Source organism: Pseudomonas sp. Rh2, from assembly GCF_040762985.1.
GTDB classification, from domain to species: Bacteria; Pseudomonadota; Gammaproteobacteria; order Pseudomonadales; family Pseudomonadaceae; genus Aquipseudomonas; species Aquipseudomonas taiwanensis.
Map to the genome: position 1 here is coordinate 1132593 of NZ_CP142890.1, position 22420 is coordinate 1155012.

The 22420-nt window shown below is 64.7% G+C and carries 20 protein-coding genes; 6 read left to right on the forward strand and 14 right to left on the reverse strand.

Annotation, left to right across the window (positions count from 1 at the left end; translation table 11 throughout):
* Positions 1–53: 53 nt before the first annotated feature.
* The 7 genes from VXM67_RS05090 to VXM67_RS05120 all read right to left on the reverse strand — a co-directional run bounded on the left by VXM67_RS05090 (position 54) and on the right by VXM67_RS05120 (position 6785).
* Positions 54–2111: a TonB-dependent copper receptor gene (locus tag VXM67_RS05090; RefSeq protein WP_027907982.1), complete on the reverse strand. Its 2058-nt coding sequence runs from the start codon at positions 2109–2111 to the stop codon at positions 54–56.
* 65 nt (positions 2112–2176) lie between these two features.
* Entirely contained in the window at positions 2177–2608 is a 432-nt protein-coding gene (locus tag VXM67_RS05095; protein ID WP_023378528.1) for a DUF2946 domain-containing protein, read from the reverse strand.
* A gap of 25 nt (positions 2609–2633) precedes the next feature.
* On the reverse strand, positions 2634–3119 hold the full coding sequence (locus VXM67_RS05100) for a copper chaperone PCu(A)C (RefSeq protein ID WP_023378529.1): 486 nt from the start codon (positions 3117–3119) through the stop codon (positions 2634–2636).
* Positions 3120–3166: 47 nt separating this feature from the next.
* On the reverse strand, positions 3167–3556 hold the full coding sequence (locus VXM67_RS05105) for a DUF2946 domain-containing protein (RefSeq protein WP_023378530.1): 390 nt from the start codon (positions 3554–3556) through the stop codon (positions 3167–3169).
* Between the two features lie 139 nt (positions 3557–3695).
* Positions 3696–4490 (reverse strand): cobalt-precorrin-6A reductase, encoded by a 795-nt coding sequence (locus VXM67_RS05110; RefSeq protein WP_081669743.1) that lies wholly within the window; start codon positions 4488–4490, stop codon positions 3696–3698.
* Positions 4487–5581: a cobalt-precorrin-5B (C(1))-methyltransferase gene (locus VXM67_RS05115; RefSeq protein WP_023378532.1), complete on the reverse strand. Its 1095-nt coding sequence runs from the start codon at positions 5579–5581 to the stop codon at positions 4487–4489. Before VXM67_RS05115 ends, VXM67_RS05110 begins: the two co-directional genes overlap by 4 nt.
* Positions 5574–6785, reverse strand: coding sequence for a bifunctional cobalt-precorrin-7 (C(5))-methyltransferase/cobalt-precorrin-6B (C(15))-methyltransferase (locus tag VXM67_RS05120; protein ID WP_027907983.1), 1212 nt, complete (start codon positions 6783–6785; stop codon positions 5574–5576). Before VXM67_RS05120 ends, VXM67_RS05115 begins: the two co-directional genes overlap by 8 nt.
* Positions 6786–6915: 130 nt before the next feature.
* On the opposite strand from VXM67_RS05120, the gene cobG reads away from it, so the two are divergent.
* The 6 genes from cobG (at position 6916) to VXM67_RS05150 (ending at position 12818) form a co-directional block, all read left to right on the forward strand.
* Entirely contained in the window at positions 6916–8247 is a 1332-nt protein-coding gene (gene cobG, locus VXM67_RS05125; RefSeq protein ID WP_027907984.1) for a precorrin-3B synthase, read from the forward strand.
* Positions 8240–8866, forward strand: coding sequence for a precorrin-8X methylmutase (locus tag VXM67_RS05130; RefSeq protein ID WP_023378535.1), 627 nt, complete (start codon positions 8240–8242; stop codon positions 8864–8866). Before cobG ends, VXM67_RS05130 begins: the two co-directional genes overlap by 8 nt.
* Positions 8866–9597: a precorrin-2 C(20)-methyltransferase gene (locus tag VXM67_RS05135; protein ID WP_023378536.1), complete on the forward strand. Its 732-nt coding sequence runs from the start codon at positions 8866–8868 to the stop codon at positions 9595–9597. The genes VXM67_RS05130 and VXM67_RS05135 overlap by 1 nt, the downstream gene beginning before the upstream one ends.
* Entirely contained in the window at positions 9585–11291 is a 1707-nt protein-coding gene (gene cobJ / locus VXM67_RS05140; protein ID WP_027907985.1) for a precorrin-3B C(17)-methyltransferase, read from the forward strand. Before VXM67_RS05135 ends, cobJ begins: the two co-directional genes overlap by 13 nt.
* Before the next feature lie 116 nt (positions 11292–11407).
* Positions 11408–12091 carry a hypothetical protein gene (locus VXM67_RS05145; RefSeq protein ID WP_023378538.1) on the forward strand — a complete coding sequence of 228 codons (684 nt, stop codon included), beginning with the start codon at positions 11408–11410 and terminating at the stop codon, positions 12089–12091.
* 70 nt (positions 12092–12161) lie between these two features.
* Entirely contained in the window at positions 12162–12818 is a 657-nt protein-coding gene (locus tag VXM67_RS05150; protein WP_367237530.1) for a hypothetical protein, read from the forward strand.
* Here the strand turns inward: VXM67_RS05150 and VXM67_RS05155 are convergent.
* From VXM67_RS05155 to VXM67_RS05185, 7 genes are all read right to left on the reverse strand, one after another.
* Positions 12815–13411: a MarC family protein gene (locus VXM67_RS05155; RefSeq protein ID WP_023378540.1), complete on the reverse strand. Its 597-nt coding sequence runs from the start codon at positions 13409–13411 to the stop codon at positions 12815–12817. The two genes, VXM67_RS05150 and VXM67_RS05155, sit on opposite strands and share 4 nt — an antisense overlap.
* A 79-nt stretch (positions 13412–13490) precedes the next feature.
* Complete coding sequence (locus tag VXM67_RS05160) at positions 13491–16262, reverse strand: hybrid sensor histidine kinase/response regulator (protein ID WP_023378541.1); 2772 nt, start codon at positions 16260–16262, stop codon at positions 13491–13493.
* 135 nt (positions 16263–16397) lie between these two features.
* Positions 16398–17693: a phosphoribosylamine--glycine ligase gene (gene purD, locus VXM67_RS05165; protein WP_023378542.1), complete on the reverse strand. Its 1296-nt coding sequence runs from the start codon at positions 17691–17693 to the stop codon at positions 16398–16400.
* Between the two features lie 182 nt (positions 17694–17875).
* Positions 17876–19483 carry a bifunctional phosphoribosylaminoimidazolecarboxamide formyltransferase/IMP cyclohydrolase gene (gene purH, locus VXM67_RS05170; protein WP_367237531.1) on the reverse strand — a complete coding sequence of 536 codons (1608 nt, stop codon included), beginning with the start codon at positions 19481–19483 and terminating at the stop codon, positions 17876–17878.
* 81 nt (positions 19484–19564) lie between these two features.
* Positions 19565–19885 (reverse strand): DNA-binding transcriptional regulator Fis, encoded by a 321-nt coding sequence (gene fis / locus VXM67_RS05175; protein WP_011535876.1) that lies wholly within the window; start codon positions 19883–19885, stop codon positions 19565–19567.
* Positions 19882–20895 carry a tRNA dihydrouridine synthase DusB gene (gene dusB, locus VXM67_RS05180; RefSeq protein WP_027907988.1) on the reverse strand — a complete coding sequence of 338 codons (1014 nt, stop codon included), beginning with the start codon at positions 20893–20895 and terminating at the stop codon, positions 19882–19884. Before dusB ends, fis begins: the two co-directional genes overlap by 4 nt.
* Before the next feature lie 176 nt (positions 20896–21071).
* Positions 21072–22412 (reverse strand): DUF3426 domain-containing protein, encoded by a 1341-nt coding sequence (locus tag VXM67_RS05185; protein ID WP_367237532.1) that lies wholly within the window; start codon positions 22410–22412, stop codon positions 21072–21074.
* Between the last annotated feature and the right edge of the window lie 8 nt (positions 22413–22420).

A 22420-nucleotide genomic window follows, 5' to 3' on the forward strand; every position in this document is an offset into this window, starting at 1 on the left:
CTCCTGTCTTGACCTGCTGATGGGCGCGCCCGAAGCCGCGCCCGTTGTTATTGTCAGAAGCTGAAATCGACCTTGGTCCAGAAGGTCCTGCCTGGCTCGTTCACCGGCTGTGGATCACTGGCCGGGTAGCCGAACCCGGCATTCCCTGCCAGGTTCAGGTGCTCGGCGTAGGCCTTGTCGAACAGGTTGTCGACCCCCGCGCTGAGCTTGAGGTTGTGGCTCACCTTGTAGGCGCCGTTGAGCGAGAACACGCCGAAGCCCGCGCTTTTCTGATAGTCCTTGCCCACCACGTTGCCCTGGTTCTCGGCGATACGGTTCTGTTCGGCGACCAGGCGCCAGAGGGCGCCGACGCTCCAGGTGTCGCGGCTGTAGGTCAGGCCCAGGCGGCTCTCCAGCGGTGGCATTTGCGGCAGTGCCTTGCCGTCGCTGCTGTTCTTGCCCCAGGCGTAGGCCAGGGTGGCGTCGGCCTTCCAGTTTTCGGTCAGCTTGTAGGCCGCCCCCAGTTCGCCGCCCATGATGCGGGCGTCGATGTTCTGTGCCTGGGTACTGCTCATGCCCATCATGCCGGTGCGATAGTCGAACAGGATGTAGTCGCGTACCTGCCCGATATATCCCGAGGCCCAGGCTTCCAGGCGCTCGTCGCGGTACTGGATGCCAACGTCGAGCTGGGTGGTTTTCTCAGGCTTGATGCTGTCGAAGGCATTGGTCGAGCCGGTTGGGCCCTGGTCCGGGGAGAACAGCTCCCAATAATCGGGGAAGCGCTGGGCATGGCCGAGGCCGATGTAGGTGGTGGCTGGCAACGCCGCCAGGTCGTGCTCGTAGCGAACGAAGCCGCTGGGAAGGGTGTCGGCACGGGTGTTGCCCTGGGTGGCGCTGTCCTCGCGAAAGTCCCTGGCTGAGGCACGGTCCAGGCGCAGGCCGGTGACCAGGCGGTCTTCGCCGGTGGCGTACCAGGTGAGTTCGCCGAAGGCGCCATAGTTGTGGAAGTCGGCGTCCTTGTCCCAGGGTTTGTCCTTGTAGGTGTCCACGCCCATTGCGCTGCGCGCGCGGTGCTCGTTGGTCTGCGCGTCGATGCCGCTGATCAGTTGCACATCGGCCCAGCGCCAGGTGGCCTTGATCCGTGCCCCCAGCGTGCGGCGTTCGACAGCGGCGGCCATCGGCCCGGCCATCATGCCGGTGCCTGACGGAGTACGCAGGCTGTAGTTGTCCATCACATGGTCGGCGTAGTTGTAGTAGACCTGCGCCTCGATTTTGTCGAGCACCTCGCCCAGGTTGGATTTCTCGAAGCGCAGGCCTAGGCTCTCGCGCTTGAACTGCGAACCATCCATGCCCCGCCCGGCGTAGCGTGCCTCGCCGTCGCCCTTGCCGGCGGTAAGCTCCAGCAGGGTGTCCTGATCTGGCGTCCAGCCAAGGGTCACATCGCCGTTCCATTTGTCCCAGCGAGACGGCACGGTGTCGCCATTGCCGTCCTTGTAGTCGTCCGAGCGTGACTGGTTACCGACGAAGCGAGCGTAACCGAGACTGTTGCCAGCCGCGGCGTCGAGGACCTTATCGAAGCGGCCGTTGGAGCCGGCCAGTAGGCTGGCGTTGACGCGGCTGCCGAGGGTGCCGAAGCGTTCCGGATCGCGTTCGAAGAGAATGGTGCCAGCCGAGCCCCCGGGGCCCCAGATCACGCTTTGCGGGCCTTTGATGACGGTGAGGCGGTCGTAGGTTTCCGGCGAAATGTAGGAGGTCGGCGCGTCCATCCGGTTGGGGCAAGCGCCGAGCATCACGCCGCCGTTGGTGAGGATGTTCAGGCGTGAGCCGAACATGCCGCGCAGTACGGGGTCGCCATTGGTGCCGCCGGCGCGGATCGCCGAGAAGCCGGGAATGGTCTTGAGGTAGTCGGCACCATCGCTGGCCGGCACCGGTTGGCGAGGGTCTTTCGGATGGGTGACGACGGTCAGCGGCGAGCTTGGCGCTACGGCGGTGATCACCGTCGGGCTCAGTTCCGCTTCATGGCCTTCATGGCCGGTATCGGCGGCCAAGGCCATGGGGGCGAGCAGCGAGCCGCACAGTGCGGCGAGGGTCCCGCAGACGGCGGGAGTGAATACAGGGGTGCAGCCGGACATAATGATTCCAGTCGATCAGTCATGAGTAAGCGCGAAGCCTCCTGGCTCCGGGCGATATCGGGGGTTCAGACGCTGATCGAAAGGGGCGGCGCGCGGCTGCGTGCGCCGGGGAACACGGCCTGCCGGGCATGGCCCTGGCGCGTGGGTGCAAGGATGAAGGTGGAGGGCGCTGTGCTGGCTACGCTGAGCGGGCTAAGGGTTTGCGGCAGGGCGGGGCAGTTGAACAGCAGGCTGCAATAGCCGCATTTTTCCCACATCACATGCAACTGGCCATCGTTGCCCATGCCGTGATGTGTATCGCCGCCATGCTGATGGGCAGCCGCCATTGGCATGTCCATTGGCATGCTCATGCTGGCGTGGTGATCCATCGGCATCGACTGGGAAATCAGCGGGCCGATGAAGATCATCCACATGGCGAACAGGCTCAGCCAACCGCCACCGACGCGCCTGCGTTCAGGGCGGGTGGTACGGCTGAGGCTGTTACGTGGCAGGCTCATGGTGGCGAGCGCCTGTCAGCTGGCGTCAGTGCGCGTGTTCGTGGGCCTGCGGCTGGTCCGTCGGTGGCTGCTTCTGCACGGCCACATCGACGGTGATGTCGCCGGCCTTCTCGAAGTGCAGGGTCAATGGAAAGCGCTTGCCGTCGCTGAGCAGGCTGCGTTCTTTCGGTTGCATCAGCATCACGTGGTAGGCGCCAGGGGCGAAGGTCAGGTCCTTGCCCGCAGGTACCGTTACGCTTGGCACCTGCTGCATCTTCATGGTGCCGCCGCTGGTCTGGGCGTGCTCGTGGAGTTGCGCATCATCGCTGATCGGGCTGTCGACGCCGAGCAGGCGATCGTCGGCCTTGCCATTGTTGTGGACGACGAAATAGGCCGCGACGTTGGGGGCGTTCGGCGGTAGCGCCAGCGACCAGGGGTGGGCGATGTGCAGGTCGCCTACGGTGTACTCGTGGGCATTGGCGTAGGCGCCAGGCAGCAGCAGGGCAGCCAGCATGAGGGTGCGTTCGAGCATGGGCATGTCTCCGTTCTGATCGGGTTCGAAGCGAAAGCGTGATGAACTCAGACCAGGGGAGAGGCTCGGGGGTTGAGCGCGGGCCAAAGCTGGCGGGGCGTAGGTTGGTACGCGGCAAGCTGAGGCGCGAGCCCGGCAAGCACGGTGGGCGGATTGTGCAATTGCGGCGGATAGCCCGGCAGGGCAAGCAAGGGCGCGGCGCCCGAACAGCACCAGCAGTGCTGCATGTTGGAGTGGTCGTCGCTTTGCGTACCCAGGTCGATCTTGGCCAGGGCCTGGACATCGACCTTGGCCTTGCCCGCCATGCTGGAACAGAAAGCCCCCCACAGCAGCTGCTCAGCAGGGCCCTTGGGCGCAGCAGAGGACAGCGGCATGGCCAGCAGGTTGAACAGCACTGCAAGGCAGGCTATCCAGGCGATGTGCCGACGTGGGGGCATGGAGAGATCCGGTCAGGAATCGTGGTGGCTATTGTACGGCGGAGTATAGGTAAAAATGGCGGGGTGCGGTGAAGTGACGCAGTACCCCTGGACGCTTCGCTTCGATCCGCTGACCGAATCCAGCTTCGACGCCGCACAGCTAACGCTGAAAGTCTTCGCCCACCTGGCTTTCCGGCTGGCCGCGCTTCGGCAGATCCGCCGCGCGGTCCGTGCTTGGCAAGCCCAATGCCTCAAGCAGCGTGCTTGCCGAGTGGAATTCGCGCTCTGCCTTCGGCAACGGCGGGCGTTTCAGGACCAGTACCGGCACCCCCCGTTCCCGCGCCACTTCCAGCTTTGGCTCGGTGGCCACGCTGCCGCTGTTCTTGCTGACCAGTACATCGATGTCCCGACGATCGAACAACGCTCGCTCACCGGCGATGTCGAACGGCCCGCGTGCGCCGATCACCTCGCAGCGCGCATTGCCTGGGCAGGCCTCTAGGGCGCGGAGTGTCCAGAACTGGCCAGCCGGTATCTCGTCCAGATGTTGCAAGGGCTCGCGGCCCAAGGTGAACAGCGGGCGGCGGAAAGGGGCGAGAGCCTGGATCAGGTCCGCCCAGTTTTCCACCTCGCGCCAGTCATCGCCAGGCTGAGGCTGCCAGGCCGGGCGGCGCAGGGCCCAGCACGGGGTGCTGGTGGCGCGGGCGGCGCTTGCCGCGTTCTGGCTGATCTGTGCGGCATAGGGATGGGTGGCGTCGATCAGCAGGGTAATGCCTGCTTCGCGCAGGTAGCGCGCCAGTCCCTCGGCTCCCCCGAAGCCGCCGACGCGCACCTGGCAAGTCAGGTCCTGGGGCACACGGCCTATACCGGCCAAGCTGTAGACGTGCTCGGGGCCCAGTCGACGGGCGATGGCCAGGGCCTCGGTGACGCCACCGAGCAGCAGGATGCGTCCGCTCATAAGGTACCCGCGCGGCCTACGATGCCGCCTTGCCGGTCGATGGCGATCACTTCCATTCGCACCTGCGCGGGCACCACGCTGCGGGCAAAGGCCAGGGCGTGGTCACACACTGCATCACCCAGGGCTATGCCTTGGGCATGGGCCAGGGCCAGCGCCTGCTGGCTGGTGTTGGCGGCGACGATGGCGGTTTGCAGTGCCGGGTCGGCACCGATGTCCGCCGCCCAGCCGGCCAGTTGCGGCAGGTCGATGCTCGAATGGCGGCTGTGCAGGTCCATGTGCCCGGCCGCCAGCTTGCTGATCTTGCCGAAGCCGCCACACAAGGTCACTTGGGCTACCGGCACTTTGCGCAGGTGCTTGAGCACCGCGCCGACGAAGTCGCCCATCTCGATCAAGGCGATTTCCGGCAGGCCGTAGACGCGGCGTATGGTGTCCTCGCTGGCATTGCCGGTGCAGGCGGCGATGTGGGTGTATCCGTTGGTATGGGCGACGTCGATGCCTTGGTGAATCGAGGCAATGTAGGCGGAGCACGAAAACGGCCGGACGATGCCGCTGGTGCCGAGAATCGACAAGCCCCCCAGGATGCCCAGCCGTGGGTTCATGGTCTTGAGCGCCAGCTGTTCGCCGTCGCGCACGTTGACCGTGACCTCGAAACCCCCAGCGTAGGCACAGTCGCTGGCAAGTTGTTGCAGGTGCTCGCTGATCATGCGCCGCGGCACCGGGTTGATCGCAGGTTCGCCTACCGCCAGTACCAGCCCAGGTCGCGTGACCGTGCCGACGCCTTTACCCGCGACGAAGCGGATGCCTGGCTCCGCCAGTAAACGCACCTGGGTGTAGAGCAACGCCCCATGGGTGACGTCCGGATCGTCGCCTGCATCCTTCAGGGTACCGGCTTCAGCGCCTTGGTCATTGCGCCGGCAAAACTCCAGGCGCATCTGCACCACTTTGCCCTTGGGCAAGGTAATGCTCACCGCATCATGGCACTCACCGGTCAGCAACAGGCGCGCCGCCGCCAGGCTGGTGGCCGTGGCGCAGCTGCCGGTGGTCAGGCCGCTGCGCAGGGGGGCTGGTTGTTCTTGGGTTTCTTCACGCATCGGCAGGCTTCACCACGTCGAGCAGGGTGATTGGCAGGGCTTGGCGCCAGGTGTCGAAGCGGCCCAGAGGTTGCGCCTGGGCGATGTGGATACGCGTCAGTTCGCCACCGTGCTGTTCGCGGAAGTGGGCCAGGGCCAACTCGCTTTGCAGGGTCACGGCGTTGGCGACCAAGCGCCCACCAGGCCGCAGACGCTCCCAGCACAGCGGCAATACGCCCTCACGGGTGACGCCGCCGCCGATGAAGATCGCGTCGGGGCGCTCCAGTGCCTGCAGGGCGTCGGGTGCCTTGCCACGGATCAACTGCAGCCCAGGCACGCCCAGCGCGTCGCGGTTATGTTCGATGAAGCCTTGCCGCCCTTCGTCGGCTTCGATGGCCAGTGCCCGACAGGCAGGATGCGCGCGCATCCACTCGATGCCAATCGAGCCGCACCCCGCGCCCACGTCCCACAGCAGCTCGCCCGGCTGCGGTGCCAGGCGGGCCAGGGTGATGGCGCGGACATCGCGTTTGGTCAGTTGGCCGTCATGGCGAAAAGCCCCGTCGGGCAGCCCGGCGACCCGAGGCAGGCGCAACGCATGCGGGGTCGCGATGCACTCGATGGCGACCAGGTTGAGTGCGGCAACCTGTGCATCAGGCCAGTCTTCGGCCGTCGCTGACAAGCGACGTTCCTCGACGCCACCCAGATGCTCGAAGACTTGCACGCGGCTGGGGCCGAAACCCCGCTCGCGCAGCAAAGCAGCGATGGCACCGGGGCTGCTGCCGTCATTGCTCAGGACCAGCAGGCGCACACCGCTGTGCAGATGAGCGTTCAGCGTTGCCAGGGGCCGGCCGACGACCGACACCACCTGCACCTCCTGCAATGGCCAGCCGAGGCGGGCGGCGGCCAGGGCACAGGACGAGGGCATCGATAGCACCTGCATCTCGTCGGCGGGGAGCTGTCGCGCCAGGCTGGCGCCGACGCCGTAGAACATGGGGTCGCCGCTGGCCAGCACGCACACCGGCTCGCCGCGCAGGGCCAGGACCGGGGCCAGGGAGAAGGGGGCAGGCCATGGCTGGCGCTCGCCAGGCACGCAGCGTGGCAGCAGGGCCAACTGGCGCGGGCTGCCGATGATCCGCGAAGCGCTCAGCAGGGCGCGCCGGGCGTGCTTGCCCAGACCGCTGAATCCGTCTTCGCCGATACCTACTACTGTCAGCCAGGGGGCCATGGGTTCCTCTTCACTATTTTCGGGGTTGTGCACCGACCCCAAACCACGTCACAAGACCACCGGCTTTTCATGCCGCCGGACAAAGCAGGCATAATACCGCGCCTTCTACACTCAAGCGCATTTTCGCAGATTGCCGGACGCCCCATTGAAGCAGCCCAACGCCCCCGAAGTTTCACCCCGTCCCTCGGCTTGTCCGGGGTTGTGGCGCATCGTCAGTGCGCTTGACGGTGGAATCTGCCGGATCAAGTTGCCCGGTGGCCTGCTGCTGGCCGACCAGGCCGAAGCCGTTGCGGCGGCAGCCGAGCGTTATGCCGGTGGTGTGATCGAGGCGACCAACCGGGGCAACCTGCAGATTCGCGGCATTGGCCGCGATCCGAGCGGCTTGATCGACAGCCTGCTGGCTGCCGGGCTCGGCCCGCGCGAGGCCGCTGGCGACGATGTGCGCAACGTCATGCTCAGCCCTCTGGCCGGGCATGACCCGGCAATGTTGCTGGATGTGCGGCCCTTGGCGCTGGAGATCCTCCAGATGCTGGAAAGCACCCCGCGCCTGCATCAGCTCTCCGCCAAGTTCGCCGTGCAGCTCGATGGCGGCGAGGGCCTGGCCATGCTTGAGCATCCACACGACCTGTGGCTGTCGGCCGTGCGCCTGGAGCATCGCACCTGGTTGGCGTTTGGCCTGGCGGGCAGCCTGGTCGATGGGCAAGTGCTGGGCGCCGTGCCGGTGGCGCAGGGCTTGGCCCTGGTGCGTGCCGTGCTGGAGCGCTTCCTCGACCTGGCCAGCCCCGAGCAGTCGCGTATGCGTCAATTGCTGAAAAGCTGCACGCCCCAGGCGTTCATCGATGGGCTCGGACTGGATATCCGCCACGATGCCGCCGTGCTGAGCTGGAGGCGGACAGGCCGCGCCAGTCCCCGGTTGGGCGTTCTACCCCAGGCCCAAGGCATTGCCCTGGGCGTTGCACCGCCGCTGGGGCGACTGACACCCCACATGCTGCGCGGCGCCGCAGAGGTTGCCCGCGAAATGGGCGATGGCAGCCTGCGCATGAGCCCTTGGCAAAGCCTGGTGCTGACCAGTATCGCTGCCGACCGCAGCGATCAGGCGCTGGCGGCGCTCGCAGCCACCGGCCTGTTGTGCGACAGCCAGGCTCCCCTGGCCCGAATCACCGCCTGCACCGGTGCCAGCGGCTGCGCCAAGGCCCAGGCCGAAACCAAGGCCGATGCCGTTGCCCTGGCCTCGCTGTTGCGCCCAGGCGCTCCTGGCAGCGTGCATTTGTCTGGCTGCCCGCGATCCTGCGCCATGGCCCACGTCGCCCCAGCCACGCTGCTGGCCCGCTCGCCGGGCCGTTATGACCTTTACCTGCGCGATGCGCGCCTGCCGGGCTTCGGTGCCCTGCGCGCCGCCAACCTCACCTTGAACGAAGCAGGCGCCATGCTCGACCTGCCGACGGAGCACCTTGATGATTGACTACATCCGCGATGGTCAGGAGATCTATCGCAATTCCTTCCGGATCATCCGTGAGGAGGCCCGGCTCGAGCGGATTCCCGCAGATCTCGAAAAGCTCGCCGTGCGGGTGATTCATGCCTGTGGCATGGTCGACGCCATCGATGGCCTGCAGTTCTCCGAAGGCGCGGGCCGCGCCGGGCGCCAGGCCCTGGCCAACGGTGCGCCGATCCTGTGTGACGCGCACATGGTGGCCGAAGGCATCACCCGTGCGCGCCTGCCGGCCAACAACCAGGTGATCTGCACCCTGCGCGACCCAAGCGTGCCGGGCCTGGCCAAGGATGCCGGTAATACCCGCTCTGCCGTGGCGCTGGAGCTGTGGCGGCCTTACCTTGAGGGCAGCGTGGTGGTGATCGGCAACGCGCCGACCGCCTTGTTCTATCTGCTGGAGATGCTCGACGCTGGTGCACCGAAGCCTGCGTTGATCCTCGGTTTCCCGGTCGGCTTCGTCGGTGCCGCCGAATCCAAGGCGATGCTTGCCGCCGACAGTCGTGGCGTGCCGTTCGTGATCATGCAGGGCCGCCTGGGCGGCAGTGCGATGGCCGCCGCCGCGGTCAACGCCCTGGCCACGGAGGTGGAGTGATGACGCCGCGCGGACGTCTGCTGGGCCTGGGCGTGGGCCCTGGCGACCCTGAACTGATCACCGTCAAGGCGCTGCGCCTGCTGCGCGAGTCGCCCGTGGTTGGCTACTTCGTGGCCAAGGGGAAGCGTGGCAATGCCTTCGGCATCATCGAGGCGCACCTGCAACCTGAGCAGACCTTGCTGCCGCTGGTGTACCCGGTGACCACCGAAGCCTTGCCAGCACCCTTGTCCTACGAGCAGGTGATCAGCGATTTCTACGACGAAGCCAGCGTACAGGTGGCCGAGCACCTGGATGCCGGCCGTGACGTGGCGGTGATCTGCGAGGGCGACCCGTTCTTCTACGGCTCGTACATGTATCTGCACGACCGACTGGCCGACCGCTACGACACCGAAGTGATTCCGGGGGTGTGCTCGATGCTCGGCGGGGCTTCAGTGCTGGGTGCGCCACTGGTGTACCGCAATCAGAGCCTGTCGGTGCTGTCTGGCGTGTTGCCGGCCGAAGCGCTCAAGCGCCGCCTGGCCGACGCCGACGCAGCGGTGATCATGAAGCTTGGCCGCAACTTCCCCAAGGTGCGCGAGGTGCTGGCTGAACTGGGCCTGGACGGTCGTGCGCTGTATGTCGAGCGCGCGACCATGGCCAATCAGAAGATCGTGCCGCTGGATGAGGTCGATCCGCAGTCGTCGCCGTACTTCTCGTTGATCATCGTGCCGGGTGAAAAATGGCAGGGATGAACATGCACAAGGCGCCTGCGATCATCGTTCTGGGCCCTGGCAGCCTGGCCACGGCGCAGCGGATCAAGGGGCTTTACCCAGGTGCTGCGATCCATGGCCTGAGCGGGCGGGTCGAAGGCACCGACCATAGCTATGCGTCGTTTGGCGACACCTTGCGTGGTTTGTACCAGCAGGACACGCCGATCATCGCGCTGTGCGCGGCCGGCATCGTCATTCGCAGCCTGGCCAGCATGCTCACGGAGAAAGGCGTCGAGCCGCCCGTGCTGGCGGTCGCCGAGGATGGCAGTGCGGTGGTGCCACTGCTGGGCGGTCTGGCCGGGGTCAATGTCATGGCCCGCGAGATTGGCGAGGCACTGGGTGTGCCTGCGGCGATCACCACCAGCGGCGAGTTGCGATTCGGCACCTGCCTGTTGAACCCACCCGAGGGGTATGCGCTGGCGGACATCGAGCAGGGCAAGCGTTTCGTTTCGGACCTGCTGGCCGGCGAGACGGTACGTGTCGAAGGCGATGCCCCGTGGCTTGCGCAGGTTCAGCTGCCGGCCAGTGAGTCCGCGCAGCGCATCATTCACGTAGGGTGCGAGGCGCGTCCGGCCAGCCGTGATGAATTACTGATCCACGCCCGCTCGGTAGTGGTCGCCATCGAGTCCGTTGGGCCGGCTCTGGTCGAGCAGGTGCGTGCTGCCTTGGGTGCCGCGGGCATCGCCGAGCCGTCACTGGCCTGCTTGCTGGTGGCCGAGCAGGCCATGGCAGAGCCGTCCCTGCATGAGGCCGCGCAGACGCTCGGCGTTGCGCTGCGCTTCGCCCCGAGGGTGTCCGGCCTGGCGGACCTGGCGAGTGCTGCCTTGCCTGGAGCACGCCTGATCGAACAAGGCGGTGTAGTCATCGCGTTGGCCCCGTCGCCCGTGGATGTCACCCGGGTCGGCCGCCCCCGTGGCCGCCTTGCGGTCATAGGACTGGGGCCTGGCGCCGCCGAATTGATGGTTCCCGCGGTCAAGGCTGAACTGGCCCGCGCCCAGGATGTGCTTGGCTACGAGACCTATGTGCGCATGGCCGGCCCCTTCCGTGGCGACCAGATTCTGCATTGCACCGACAACCGCGAAGAGATGCAGCGTGCTCGCCACGCCTTCGAACTGGCCGCCCAGGGGCGCTCGGTGGTGGTGGTGTCGTCGGGCGACCCAGGGGTATTCGCCATGGCTGCCGCCGTACTGGAAGCCCTGCACGAATCGACCGACCCGGCCTGGCATCGCGTGGACCTGGAGATCCTGCCGGGTGTGTCCGCTTCGTTGGCCACTGCCGCGCAGGCTGGCGCGCCGTTGGGGCACGACTTCTGCGTGATGTCACTGTCGGACAACCTAAAGCCCTGGTCGATCATCGAGCGACGTCTGGACCTGGCGGCGCAGGCCGACCTTGTCCTGGCGTTCTACAACCCCATCTCGCGCTCGCGACCTTGGCAGTTGGGGCGTGCCCTGGAGATCGTGCGTCAGCATCGGGAGGGGAACACGCCTGTAGTCCTCGGTCGCGACGTTGGTAGGCCCGGGCAGACGCTCAAGGTCGTACCTTTGGCCGAACTGGTGCCAGAAATGGTCGACATGCGCACCATGGTATTGATCGGATCCTCCACCACCTGCACCTTCGAGCGTGCGGACGGGGGGCTGTGGACCTACACCCCGCGCTGGTACGGCAGCAAACCGTAAGCGGTTGGAACAGCTGCCGTCGAGGAAGCATTTCAGGCAGGGCAAGGTGTCTGGCGATCGGTAGGTTTGTGGGTGGGCCGCAAGGGCTCACCCCCCCTATCACGGAGATCCGCCACATGACCGCCACCCGCGAGAAACAGACACTTCAACTGCTCGCCGACGAAAACCTGTTCGTGTTCAGCGACAACGTCACCGAGCTCGTTCGCGAAGCCAGTCGCGACAGCCATGCCCTGGCCACCCAGGCCGCCAACAAGAAATATCACCCCACCAAGGAGGTGGAGGCCTGGTTCGAAGAATACCTGCGGATCATGGGGGCGACGGGTTGGACGGCACTCAAGTACGAAGTCAACAAGGTTACGGAGTCCGGGTCGTACGTCGAGATGAGCAACCTGTTCTACCAGGGGCTTCAGTCTGCATACGGGTCGGCGACCGGCGATATCAGGCAAAGCCTCAAGGACCTGGGTGGCGCCGTCATGGAGGCGCTTCAGGACAGCAAGATCATCAAGCTCCTGGGTACCCGCACGCGTGAAGACGACCGGGTGAGCATCAGCCTGTGCAAGTGCGCTCAATCGGAAAGTGGTGAGGTGGTCATGTTGGTCTGCGCCCTGCAGAACGATGAACTTCCCGACAGGAAAGGCGAAACCCTGCTGGGCAAATGGGAGCACCGTGGCGCCACGACCTATGCCTGCGCCGCTTCGCTGAGCTTCAGCCGCCGCCGTTACAACAATGCCCGCGAACTGATCGAGCTGAAACTCGATGCCAAGGCGCGTGAAGTGCTGGCTGAACTCAAACTCGACTGATTTGCGGGGCGGGACATCGGGACTGGCTTTCCGATGTCCCGCCCGGTATGCGACCTGGAGGTACTGGAAGATGTCTGACCTGAACTCTGTATCGTTATGCGGCACGGTTGTCGAAAGCAGCATCATGCCGTTTTCTTCCGATGTCAGCCGTGAGGCGCGAGAGGACATTCTGTTGGTGGTCCGCTTTGCACACCGTGTGGCGACGGAGGAGAAGGAGGAACCGCTGTGTCTGGACTGGTTTACCAACTACCGGCGCAAACTGTGTTTTCTTGGATGGGATGCGACGCCTGCGCCTATCGTAAGACACCCAGGCCCAAGCCGAGAGCGGATACTGGAACGGGCATTGTCGCGAATCGGGCAAGTGGGTAGGCCGGAGCACCTGGCTGTCGCGGAACGGTCCATCCTGGCATTGCAGCGCGATCCGACGTTGATCAAGCGCTTCGAAACGCGGATGAGAGAGCAGAACAAGACCCAGATTCAGCTGATGCCTTGTGTGCGCAGAGCGGGTGACGTCTACGACATGGTGCTGTTCCACATGGAGATGCTCGAACTGGACAGCTACAAGAACCTCTTGTTCGCCAAGGGGGAGTTGAAAATGGCACTTCATGCACACAGTGCCGAATTGATACGGTTCAACCTGCGTTTGTTCAGGGACCAGCACAAGCAGTTGGTCTTGTCGCGGGTGCTGTCCAAGGATCGCCAGCTTATCGAGGACTTGAAGCTCTAGGGCAACAGATAACCTTTGATTCCGGTAAAGATGATCTGTGCCGCAAGGGCGCAGACGAACAGCCCCATCAGGCGACTGACGATCTGCAAGCCCTGGTCACCCAGAATCCGCTCGATGCTGTTGGAGAGGTACAACACCAGGCCGACGGTGAAACTGGCCAGGGCGATGCTGACGATGGCCAGCAGCTTGTCGTCCCAATGCGGTTGGCCCACGCCCATCACCAGCAAGGCACCGATGGTGCCGGGGCCAACGGTCAGGGGGATGGTCAGTGGCACGATGGTCACGTCTTGTTGCACGTTGTCGGCCTGCACCGCCGGCTTGCCCTGGGCCATGCCCAATGCCGAGATGAACAGCACACTGCCGGCGCCGATGCGGAAGGCGTCGGCCGTGATGCCGAACACCCCGAAGATCACCCGCCCGAACAGGTACAGCAGCACGCTGGCGACCAGCGCGGCGAAGGCCACGCGCCATGCCAGTTGCTTGCGTTCCTTGCTGGAATAGCCGCGGGTCAGACCGATAAAGCACGACAGCACGAAGAATGGGCTGTAGAGCACGAGCATCTTCAGGTAGACGCTGAACAACTCATGGAGCATGGCAAGGTCCATGGCAGGAAGGGTGTGGGGAGTGTATCAGCGCCCCCATCGCCCGTGTAGGCGCGACAGGCCCTGCACATCACGAGGTATGCGCAGTATCCGCCTGGGCCTCACGGTTGTTCGCCCAGTACTGGATCAGCTCGCGCAATTGCGAGAGCTCCACCGGCTTGGCCATGTGCCCGTCCATGCCAGCGAGGCGCGCACGCTCTTTGTGCTCGGCCAGAATATGCGCGGTCAATGCCACCACCGGCGTGCGCTGGCGTTGGTTGGCGGCCTCCCACGCGCGCAGTTGCTGCGTCGCGGAGAACCCGTCCAGTACCGGCATCTCGCAGTCCATCAAGACCAGGTCGTAGCGCTGTGCCTTCATGGCTTGCAGGGCTTCTTCGCCGTTACTGGCGGTATCTGGCTCCAGGTCCAGCTTGCCGAGCATACCTCGGATCACCTTGGTCGAGATGCTGTTGTCCTCGGCCACCAACACGCGGAAATCGCGAGGCAGCTCAAGTGCTGGCGCCGCGCCGGGCATCGGTATGGACACGGCCTGTTCGCGGCCGCGTTGCGCCAGTTCCTCGGCCAGGGTGGTCTTGAGCGTGTAGCCCGCCACGGGCTTGGCCAGGATTCGCTTGACCCCGGCATTGCGGGCAATGACCTTGCTCGGTGCATTGCTGATGCCGGTGAGCATCACCACCAGGATGTCGTGGTTCAGGCTCGGGTCTTCCTTGATCTTGGCGGCCAGCTGCATGCCGGTCATGCCAGGCATGTTCTGGTCCAGCAGCACAGCGTCGAAGTAGTCGCGCAGGTGCGCCTTGGTGCGCAGCAGGGCCAGCGCCTCCTTGCCCGAAGGCACGGCGCTGACATTCATGCCCCAGGCGCTGCATTGCTGCACCAGGACCTTGCGGCAGGTGTCGTTGTCGTCGACCACCAGCACCCGGGCATCGCGCAGCGGGCCGTCGAGGTCGGTGGGCGGTTGTTCGAGTCGCGAAGGGTCCAGCGGCAAGGTCAGCCACAGGGTGTTACCCATGTTGGTGCTGCTCTTGATGCCGAACTCGCCCTGCATCATGCCGATCAGCTGCTTGGCGATGACCAGGCCCAGGTGGCCGCCCAGCTTGTTGCTCGACAGGAAGTGATGACTGTGCAGCTCGGCCTGCAGCAGGGCTTCGCGCTCTGCGGCCGGCAGTGGCTCGCCGCTGTCCTGTACGGCGATGCGCAAGCGTGGTGCCTCGCCGCGCTGGTCCAGCGCCACCACCAGCAGGATCTCGCCCTGGTCGGTGTTCTTCAGGGCATTCTCCAGCAGGCTCGACAGTGCCTGGCGCAGGCGGGTCGGGTCGCCGCTGATGACGCGTGGCACCTGCGGCTGGGTGAAGCTGATCAGCTCGATGTTCTGCTGTTCGGCCTTGGCCCTGAAGATGTTCAGGCAGTCTTCGATCAAGGCATTGAGGTCGAACTGCACATCGTCCAGCTCGATCTGCCGCGACTCGAGCTTGGAAATGTCGAGAATCTCGTTGATCAGGGTCAGCAGTTCGTTGCCGGCGCTGTGGATGGTCTGCACGTAGTCGCGCTGCTTGACCGACAGCGGCGTGCCGAGCAGCAGCTCGGTCATGCCCAGCACGCCGTTCATGGGGGTGCGGATCTCGTGGCTGATCTTGGCCAGGAACTCGGCCTTGGCATTGATTTCGGCATCGCTGGCAGCCAGCGCGCGGCTGGCGCTGAAGCGTTCCTCGCTCATCCGGCGCAGGCGTTCGCTGACGGCCAGGTTGAGGAGCAACCCGCTGGCCACGGTCATGGCCATGAGGATGCACAGCAGCCAGGGGGTCGAGGTGCGGGTCAGCCCGAGCAGTGCCGGAAGCAGTACCAGGCCGCAGAGGTTGTAGATCACCATGGCGAGACTGAACAGGCGCGCTGGCCCATAACCCTTGTACCAGTGGTAGCTGCTCACCAGCAGCATGCTTACGCTGCCCAGCGACAGCAGCGCATAGGTCATCAGGTTCAGCGGCAGGGTATCGACGAACAGCAGGACCAGGCCGCTGACCGCCGTGACCAGTATCTCGCCCTGCAACAAGCGGTTGAGCCGTGGCGAGCTGCAGGGGGAAAAGAAATGCTGGGTGAAGTACAGCCCGGCCAGCCCTGCCAGGACCAGGGTCAGGTAGGCCGCCGGCGTCTGCGCGCTATGCCACAAATGCCACCATGGGCCGCTGAGGTTCAGCAGAATCAGGCCGCTGAGCAGCATCAGGCCGTGATACAGGGCCAGCACCAGGGTGGTGCTGGAGCGGGTGTAGAGGAAGCGGATCAGGTTGTGCAGGATGAGCATCACCAAACCGCCGAACAGCATGCCGAACAGCAAGGGCTGAGCCTGGTCGGAGGCTGCTACCGCGGCGGGCTCCAGGCTGATGGCCGGGCGCAGCTGGTGCTCGGAGACCAGGCGCAGGTAAATATCCAGCGGCTGCTGGCGGTTGGGCAGAGGTAAGACATGGTCGCTGCCGCGCAGGGTCGGGCTGGCGTTGCCGGCCTGGGGGCCATGGTGCAGCTGACGGAGTAATTGGTCGCCGTCGAGGGCGTAGAGGTCGAGGCGTGAGAGGTCCGGGGCGAACACCCGCAGCAGTTGTTCCTGGTCGCCAGGCTCCAGCCGGTAGTGCAGCCACAGGGCCTGTTCCGCGGGCGCGGCATCCAGGTCGCCGAGGGCGATGGGGCTGAACTGGCTGCGGTAGCGATCGGAGCGCACATCGCTCAATTGCAGGTTGGCCTGTTCATCGAGCAGAACCGACCAGCCTCCGCCTTGTTCGGCCGAAGCCGGAAGCAGGCAGAGCAAGGTCAGCAAGCTGACGATCAGGGCTGTGGCAATCCGAAGCCGACGCACGACGAAATCCCTTCTTAGCTGATGTGCCGGGTATTAACTATGCGCGGCGCGCCAAGTCGAAGGCAAGGCCTTGGCCAGAGCCTGTCGACGAGCCGAAGGCCGTGGGCGCAGGGCACCACGGCGATTCGGTAATGCTTACTGCTGGTGCTCACCGCGCTCGCGGGCAATGGCCCGGTAGCCGATGTCGGTCCGGTAGAAGCTACCGTTCCAGCTGATTTCCTTGGCCAGGCGGTAAGCCTGCTGCTGAGCGTCGGCAACCGTGCTGCCCATCGCCGTGGCGCAGAGCACGCGGCCACCGTTGGTCACCACTTGGCCATCCTTGAGCGAAGTACCGGCGTGGAACACCTTGCCTTCGATCTTGGCCGCTGCTTCCAGGCCGCTGATCACGTCGCCCTTGGCGTAGTCGCCTGGGTAACCGCCTGCTGCCAGCACCACGCCCAGGCTCGGGCGCGGGTCCCACTGGGCCTCGACCTTGTCCAGGGCCTTGGCGAAGGCGGCCTCGACCAGCAGCACCAGGCTCGACTCCAGGCGCAGCATGACCGGTTGGGTTTCCGGGTCGCCGAAGCGGCAGTTGAACTCGATGACCTTGGGGTTGCCCGCTTTGTCGATCATCAGGCCTGCGTACAGGAAGCCAGTGTAGACGTTGCCTTCCTCGGCCATGCCCCGCACGGTCGGCCAGATCACCTGCTCCATCACACGCTGGTGCACCTCGGCAGTGACCACCGGGGCAGGGGAGTAGGCACCCATGCCGCCAGTGTTCGGGCCGGTGTCCTTGTCGCCGACGCGCTTGTGGTCCTGGCTGGTGGCCATTGGCAGCACGTTCTGGCCGTCGACCATGACGATGAAGCTGGCTTCCTCGCCGTCGAGGAACTCTTCGATCACCACGCGCGAACCCGCGTCGCCGAAGGCGTTGCCGGCCAGCATGTCACGCACGGCGGCTTCGGCTTCTTCCAGGGTCATGGCGACGATCACGCCTTTGCCTGCAGCCAGGCCGTCGGCCTTGATCACGATTGGCGCACCCTTCTCCTTCAGATAGGCCAGGGCAGGCTCGATCTCGGTGAAGTTCTGGTAGTCGGCGGTCGGAATCTTGTGACGGGCGAGGAAGTCCTTGGTGAAGGCCTTGGAGCCTTCGAGCTGGGCCGCGCCCTTGGTCGGGCCGAAGCAGTCCAGCCCACGGCTGCGGAACAGATCGACCACACCGATAACCAGCGGTGCTTCAGGACCGACGATGGTCAGGTCGACGTTCTTCTCGGCGAAATCGGCCAATTGCTCCAGGGCACAGACGTCGATGGCGACGTTCTCGCACTTGGCTTCGATGGCGGTGCCAGCGTTGCCTGGGGCAACGAAGACTTTCTCGACGCGTGGGTCCTGGGCGACTTTCCAGGCCAGGGCGTGCTCACGGCCGCCGCTGCCGATGATCAAAACTTTCATGTCAAAACCTCGAAATCTGTCGAACGAGAGTGCTTGCCTCTCGCTTTGCGAGGTCGCAGTAAAGCAGGTGGATGCAAGGCGAAGCCGGTTCCGATGAGCGTAGTTGCCTTCTGGCAATGAGCATCAGCGGAACCGGCCCCAACACAGCAGATACCTGCTTCAGTGCGGCCGATTGCCGTAAATCAGTGGCGGAAGTGGCGCATGCCGGTGAAGACCATCGCGATGCCGGCTTCGTCAGCAGCAGCAATCACCTCGGCATCACGCATCGAGCCACCGGGTTGGATCACGGCGCTGATACCCACTTTAGCCGCATTGTCGATGCCATCACGGAACGGGAAGAACGCATCCGATGCCATGACCGCACCCTGAACCTGCAAGCCGGCATGCTCCGCTTTGATGGCGGCGATACGGGCGGAGTTCACGCGGCTCATCTGGCCAGCACCGACACCGATGGTCTGACGCTGCTTGGCGTAGACGATGGCGTTGGACTTGACGAACTTGGCCACTTTCCAGGCAAACACCAGGTCATGGATTTCCTGCTCGGTCGGGGCGCGCTTGGTGACGATCTTCAGGTCATCGGCGGTGATCATGCCGATATCGCGGCTCTGCACCAGCAGGCCACCGTTGACGCGCTTGAAGTCCCAACCGGCGGCGCGCTCGGCAGGCCACTCGCCACACTCCAGCAGACGCACGTTCTGCTTGGCGGCAACCACTTCACGGGCGGCCTGGGAAATTTTCGGCGCGATGATCACTTCGACGAACTGACGGTCGACGATGGCTTTGGCGGTTTCGCCGTCCAGCTCGCGGTTGAAGGCGATGATACCGCCGAAGGCCGACTCGGTGTCGGTGGCGTAGGCCAGGTCATAGGCCTTGCGGATGCCGCCTTCGTTTTCAGGGACGACGGCCACGCCGCATGGGTTGGCGTGCTTGACGATGACGCAGGCTGGCTTGACGAAGCTCTTCACGCACTCCAGCGCGGCATCGGTGTCGGCCACGTTGTTGAACGACAGCTCCTTACCCTGCAGTTGGAGGGCGGTGGAAACGCTGGCCTCGCCTTTCTTGGCCTCGACGTAGAACGCCGCGCTCTGGTGTGGGTTCTCGCCGTAGCGCATTTCCTGGGCCTTGACGAACTGGCTGTTGAAGGTGCGCGGGAATTCGCTGCGGCCTTCGGTGCTCAGGGTCTCTTTGGCCTGGTCGATGGTGCCCATGTAGTTGGCGATCATGCCGTCGTAGGCGGCGGTGTGTTCGAAGGCCTTGAGCATCAGGTCGAAGCGCTGGGCGTAGGTCAGGCCACCGGCCTTGAGGTTCTCAAGGACGCTGGCGTAGTCGCTGGCGTTGACCACGATGGCCACGTCCTTGTGGTTCTTGGCGGCCGAACGGACCATGGTTGGACCACCGATGTCGATGTTCTCGATGGCGGTTGGCAGGTCACAGCCCGGCTTGGCGATGGTGGCTTCGAACGGGTACAGGTTGACGGCGACCAGGTCGATCGGCTTGATGCCGTGCTCGTTCATGATGGCATCGTCGATGCCGCGGCGGCCCAGGATGCCGCCGTGGATTTTCGGGTGCAGGGTCTTGACCCGGCCATCCATCATTTCGGCGAAGCCGGTGTAGTCGGCCACTTCCACCGCGTTCACGCCGTTGTCCTTGAGCAGCTTGTAGGTGCCGCCGGTGGACAGGATCTCGACACCGAGCTGTTGCAGCTCACGGGCGAATTCGAGGATACCGGTCTTGTCGGAGACGCTGATCAGGGCGCGGCGGACTGGCAGGCGGGTAGTCTGGTCGGTCATTTCGGGTTCCAATAACGCGGTGGAGTCAGCAAAAAAGGCGTCCCTTTGCAGAGGCCGCCTTTTCTGATTGGGATTCTGGCTTTACAACAAGTCGTACTGCTTGAGCTTCTTGCGCAGGGTGCCACGGTTGAGTCCGAGCATCTCGCTGGCCTTGGTCTGGTTGCCCTTGACGTAGTTCATCACGCATTCGAGCAGGGGCGCCTCGACTTCAGAGAGCACCAGGTTGTACACGTCCGTAACGGTAGCGCCTTCCAGGTGGGCGAAGTAGTTGTGCAGCGCCTTCTCGACGCTGTCGCGAAGGGTCTGGCCCTCTTCGCTCGGCGTGTTGAGGTGCTGTTTGAGGTTGGCGTTGTCGCTCACGGGCGTTGTTCCACTCACTAATGTCTCGGTCATCATCGTCATGCGGCCACCCCTTGTCCGTCCTCTGTCTCAAGGCTCTGTCGACGCTCGCTGAAAAAGGCGCGAACGTTGGCGCACTGCGCTTGTGTGTCTTCCAAAGCGTTGAACCGGGAGCGAAACTCCTTGCCACCGGGTCTTGTTGCCAGGTACCAGCCGACGTGCTTGCGGGCGATACGTACGCCCATTACATCGCCATAGAAGGCATGCAGCGCGGCCAGGTGCTCCAGCAGGATGCGTTCCACTTCGTCCAGCGTGGGGGCTGGCAACTGCTGGCCAGTCCTCAGGTAATGCTCGATCTCGCGAAAGATCCAAGGCCGCCCTTGGGCAGCCCGGCCAATCAACAGGCCGTCGACGCCGGTGGCGTCCAACACCGCCCGGGCCTTTTCTGGCGAAGTGATATCGCCGTTGGCGAAAACCGGGATCGACACCGCCTGCTTGATGGCAGCGATGGTGTCGTATTCGGCTTCGCCGGTATACAGGTCGGCGCGTGTGCGGCCATGTACCGCCAGCGCCTGGATGCCGGCCTGCTCGGCGATTTTCGCCACGTTCAGGCCGTTCTTGCTCGCCCGGTCCCAACCCGTGCGAATTTTCAGCGTCACCGGGACATCCACTGCACCGACTACGGCGTGGAGGATCTCGCTGACCAAGGCTTCATCTCTCAATAAAGCAGAGCCTGCGGCTTTGTTGCAGACTTTTTTTGCCGGGCAGCCCATGTTGATGTCGATGATCTGGGCGCCAGCTTCGACGTTGGCCCGGGCCGCCGCTGCCATCATCTGCGCGTCACCCCCGGCGATCTGGACCGAGCGAGGCTCGGGATCGCCTTCATGGATGCGGCGCAGGCTGGACTTGCGGCTGTTCCACAGGCTCATGTCGCTGGTCACCATTTCCGATACCACCATGCCTGCGCCCAAGCGCTTGCAAAGTGTGCGGAAAGGTTGGTCCGTAACCCCGGCCATAGGAGCAAGGATCAGGTTGTTTCGCAGTGTATAAGGGCCGATGCGTACCGCCGACATAGGTGTTCCCTGTTGTGGGGCCGAATCATTGGAGTCCGAAAAAGGGTTGGCATGATACCCGCTCTCGGTGACCGGATAAAGATGGATTTGGATAAAATCTGAACAGCTGCGGCCTTATGCCCGAAGGTTTGCGACAGCAGGCCAGCGCCGGCAAGATGCCGGCCCGACACCGCCGGTCACTCGGGAGAGCGGAAGCTGAGGCTGTAGTTCACGGCCTTGGGGCCCGGGTCGAGAATGTCCAGGGCGATGTGGATCGGGGTCTGGCTGGGCATTTCGCCACGCCCGGCCAGCTCCCCGGAGAGGTACTCGCTGGGCTTGAAGCGACGGCTGGCGATCAACTGGCCGTTGAGGTCGGCAAAGCGCAGCTCCAGCAGCGGGAATGGCTGCGCGAAGGGCGCGCGGTTGTAGATGATCGCATCGACGATCAGTGCACCCTTGAAGTCGGGGTGGCTGCGCACCACAAGGTTGCTGCTCTTGATGCGGGATATGTCGACGCGGGTCGGCACCTCGCAGCCCAGCAGCGGGCAGACTTGCTGGAACCAAGGACGGTACTGGTCCTGGCGGGCCATCTCGTCGAAGTGGTACCAGATGTACTGGAAGGCCAGCAGGCCTGCGGCCACTAGCGTCAGTAGGCCCCACAAAAGACGTTTGCCCCAGTTGGGTCGGGGTTTCTCCCAGTCCAGTTGCAGCGGGTCGTCGACCACATCGACCAGGGGTTCCTTGCGCGCCGGGCGCTCGGCCTTGGCGACCAGGTCGGGTTCGATGCGCTCGCCCGGCATCGGCTCGAACGGTTCGTCGTCACGGGCCGACAGGTGCAGGTCGGTGTCGTCATCGTCACGGGCGCTCAGGCCTTTGACGTGGACTTCATCCTCGGCTACCGAGAGCGGCTCGCTGAAGGTCTCTTGCGGCTCGACCTCGGTGCTTGAGCGCGCTGGCGGTTCGTCGTCGAAATCCAGGTCCAGGGTCGTGCCCAGGGTCGGCTCGGTGCGGTCGCCGGGTTCAGGCTCCCGTTCCAGTGGCTCCTGCTCCAGCAAGACGGGGGCAGGCTCGGCCGCAGCTTGGGGTTCGAGCGGTTCAGGTGGTTCGTCGATGGCGTTGCCGAACGGCTCGTCTGCCAGATCGGGCGGGGCGGGCTCGTCACGACGGGCGTGCAGTGCCCTGTCGCTGTTCGGGATGTGTGGCTCTGCCGGTTGGCCACGGCGCTCGAGTCGGGCCAGTTCCTGGTCCAGGTCGAGTGCGTCCAGCGCTTGCGCGGTGGCAGCCCAGTCTTGCGGCTCGGCAGCAGGCTCGCTGACCGGCGGTAGCGGCGCGAGAGCAGGTGCCGCGACAGGCTCTGCTGGCGGTACGGGCGCGCGAGCGGCGCCAGCACGGTTTTGCTCCAACAGTTGCTTGGCCGCATTGAACACCTGCAGGCAGTGGCCGCAACGTACTACGCCGCGCGCCACGCTCAACTGGTGATGGGTGACGCGAAAGCTGGTTTGGCAATGCGGGCACTGGGTGACGAAACTGTCGGTCATGCGGCAAT

What these genes read in the sequence shown, in the direction of transcription:
- VXM67_RS05115 (WP_023378532.1), bottom strand. Translation starts at nt 5,581, where the DNA reads ATGCGTGAAGAAACCCAAGAACAACCAGCCCCCCTGCGCAGCGGCCTG.
- dusB (WP_027907988.1), bottom strand. Translation starts at nt 20,895, where the DNA reads ATGTCGGCGGTACGCATCGGCCCTTATACACTGCGAAACAACCTGATC.
- purH (WP_367237531.1), bottom strand. Translation starts at nt 19,483, where the DNA reads ATGACCGACCAGACTACCCGCCTGCCAGTCCGCCGCGCCCTGATCAGC.
- VXM67_RS05185 (WP_367237532.1), bottom strand. Translation starts at nt 22,412, where the DNA reads ATGACCGACAGTTTCGTCACCCAGTGCCCGCATTGCCAAACCAGCTTT.
- fis (WP_011535876.1), bottom strand. Translation starts at nt 19,885, where the DNA reads ATGACGATGATGACCGAGACATTAGTGAGTGGAACAACGCCCGTGAGC.
- VXM67_RS05135 (WP_023378536.1), top strand. Translation starts at nt 8,866, where the DNA reads ATGACGCCGCGCGGACGTCTGCTGGGCCTGGGCGTGGGCCCTGGCGAC.
- VXM67_RS05150 (WP_367237530.1), top strand. Translation starts at nt 12,162, where the DNA reads ATGTCTGACCTGAACTCTGTATCGTTATGCGGCACGGTTGTCGAAAGC.
- VXM67_RS05145 (WP_023378538.1), top strand. Translation starts at nt 11,408, where the DNA reads ATGACCGCCACCCGCGAGAAACAGACACTTCAACTGCTCGCCGACGAA.
- purD (WP_023378542.1), bottom strand. Translation starts at nt 17,693, where the DNA reads ATGAAAGTTTTGATCATCGGCAGCGGCGGCCGTGAGCACGCCCTGGCC.
- VXM67_RS05155 (WP_023378540.1), bottom strand. Translation starts at nt 13,411, where the DNA reads ATGCTCCATGAGTTGTTCAGCGTCTACCTGAAGATGCTCGTGCTCTAC.
- VXM67_RS05120 (WP_027907983.1), bottom strand. Translation starts at nt 6,785, where the DNA reads ATGGCCCCCTGGCTGACAGTAGTAGGTATCGGCGAAGACGGATTCAGC.
- VXM67_RS05105 (WP_023378530.1), bottom strand. Translation starts at nt 3,556, where the DNA reads ATGCCCCCACGTCGGCACATCGCCTGGATAGCCTGCCTTGCAGTGCTG.
- VXM67_RS05130 (WP_023378535.1), top strand. Translation starts at nt 8,240, where the DNA reads ATGATTGACTACATCCGCGATGGTCAGGAGATCTATCGCAATTCCTTC.
- VXM67_RS05110 (WP_081669743.1), bottom strand. Translation starts at nt 4,490, where the DNA reads ATGAGCGGACGCATCCTGCTGCTCGGTGGCGTCACCGAGGCCCTGGCC.
- cobJ (WP_027907985.1), top strand. Translation starts at nt 9,585, where the DNA reads ATGGCAGGGATGAACATGCACAAGGCGCCTGCGATCATCGTTCTGGGC.
- VXM67_RS05090 (WP_027907982.1), bottom strand. Translation starts at nt 2,111, where the DNA reads ATGTCCGGCTGCACCCCTGTATTCACTCCCGCCGTCTGCGGGACCCTC.
- VXM67_RS05095 (WP_023378528.1), bottom strand. Translation starts at nt 2,608, where the DNA reads ATGAGCCTGCCACGTAACAGCCTCAGCCGTACCACCCGCCCTGAACGC.
- VXM67_RS05100 (WP_023378529.1), bottom strand. Translation starts at nt 3,119, where the DNA reads ATGCTCGAACGCACCCTCATGCTGGCTGCCCTGCTGCTGCCTGGCGCC.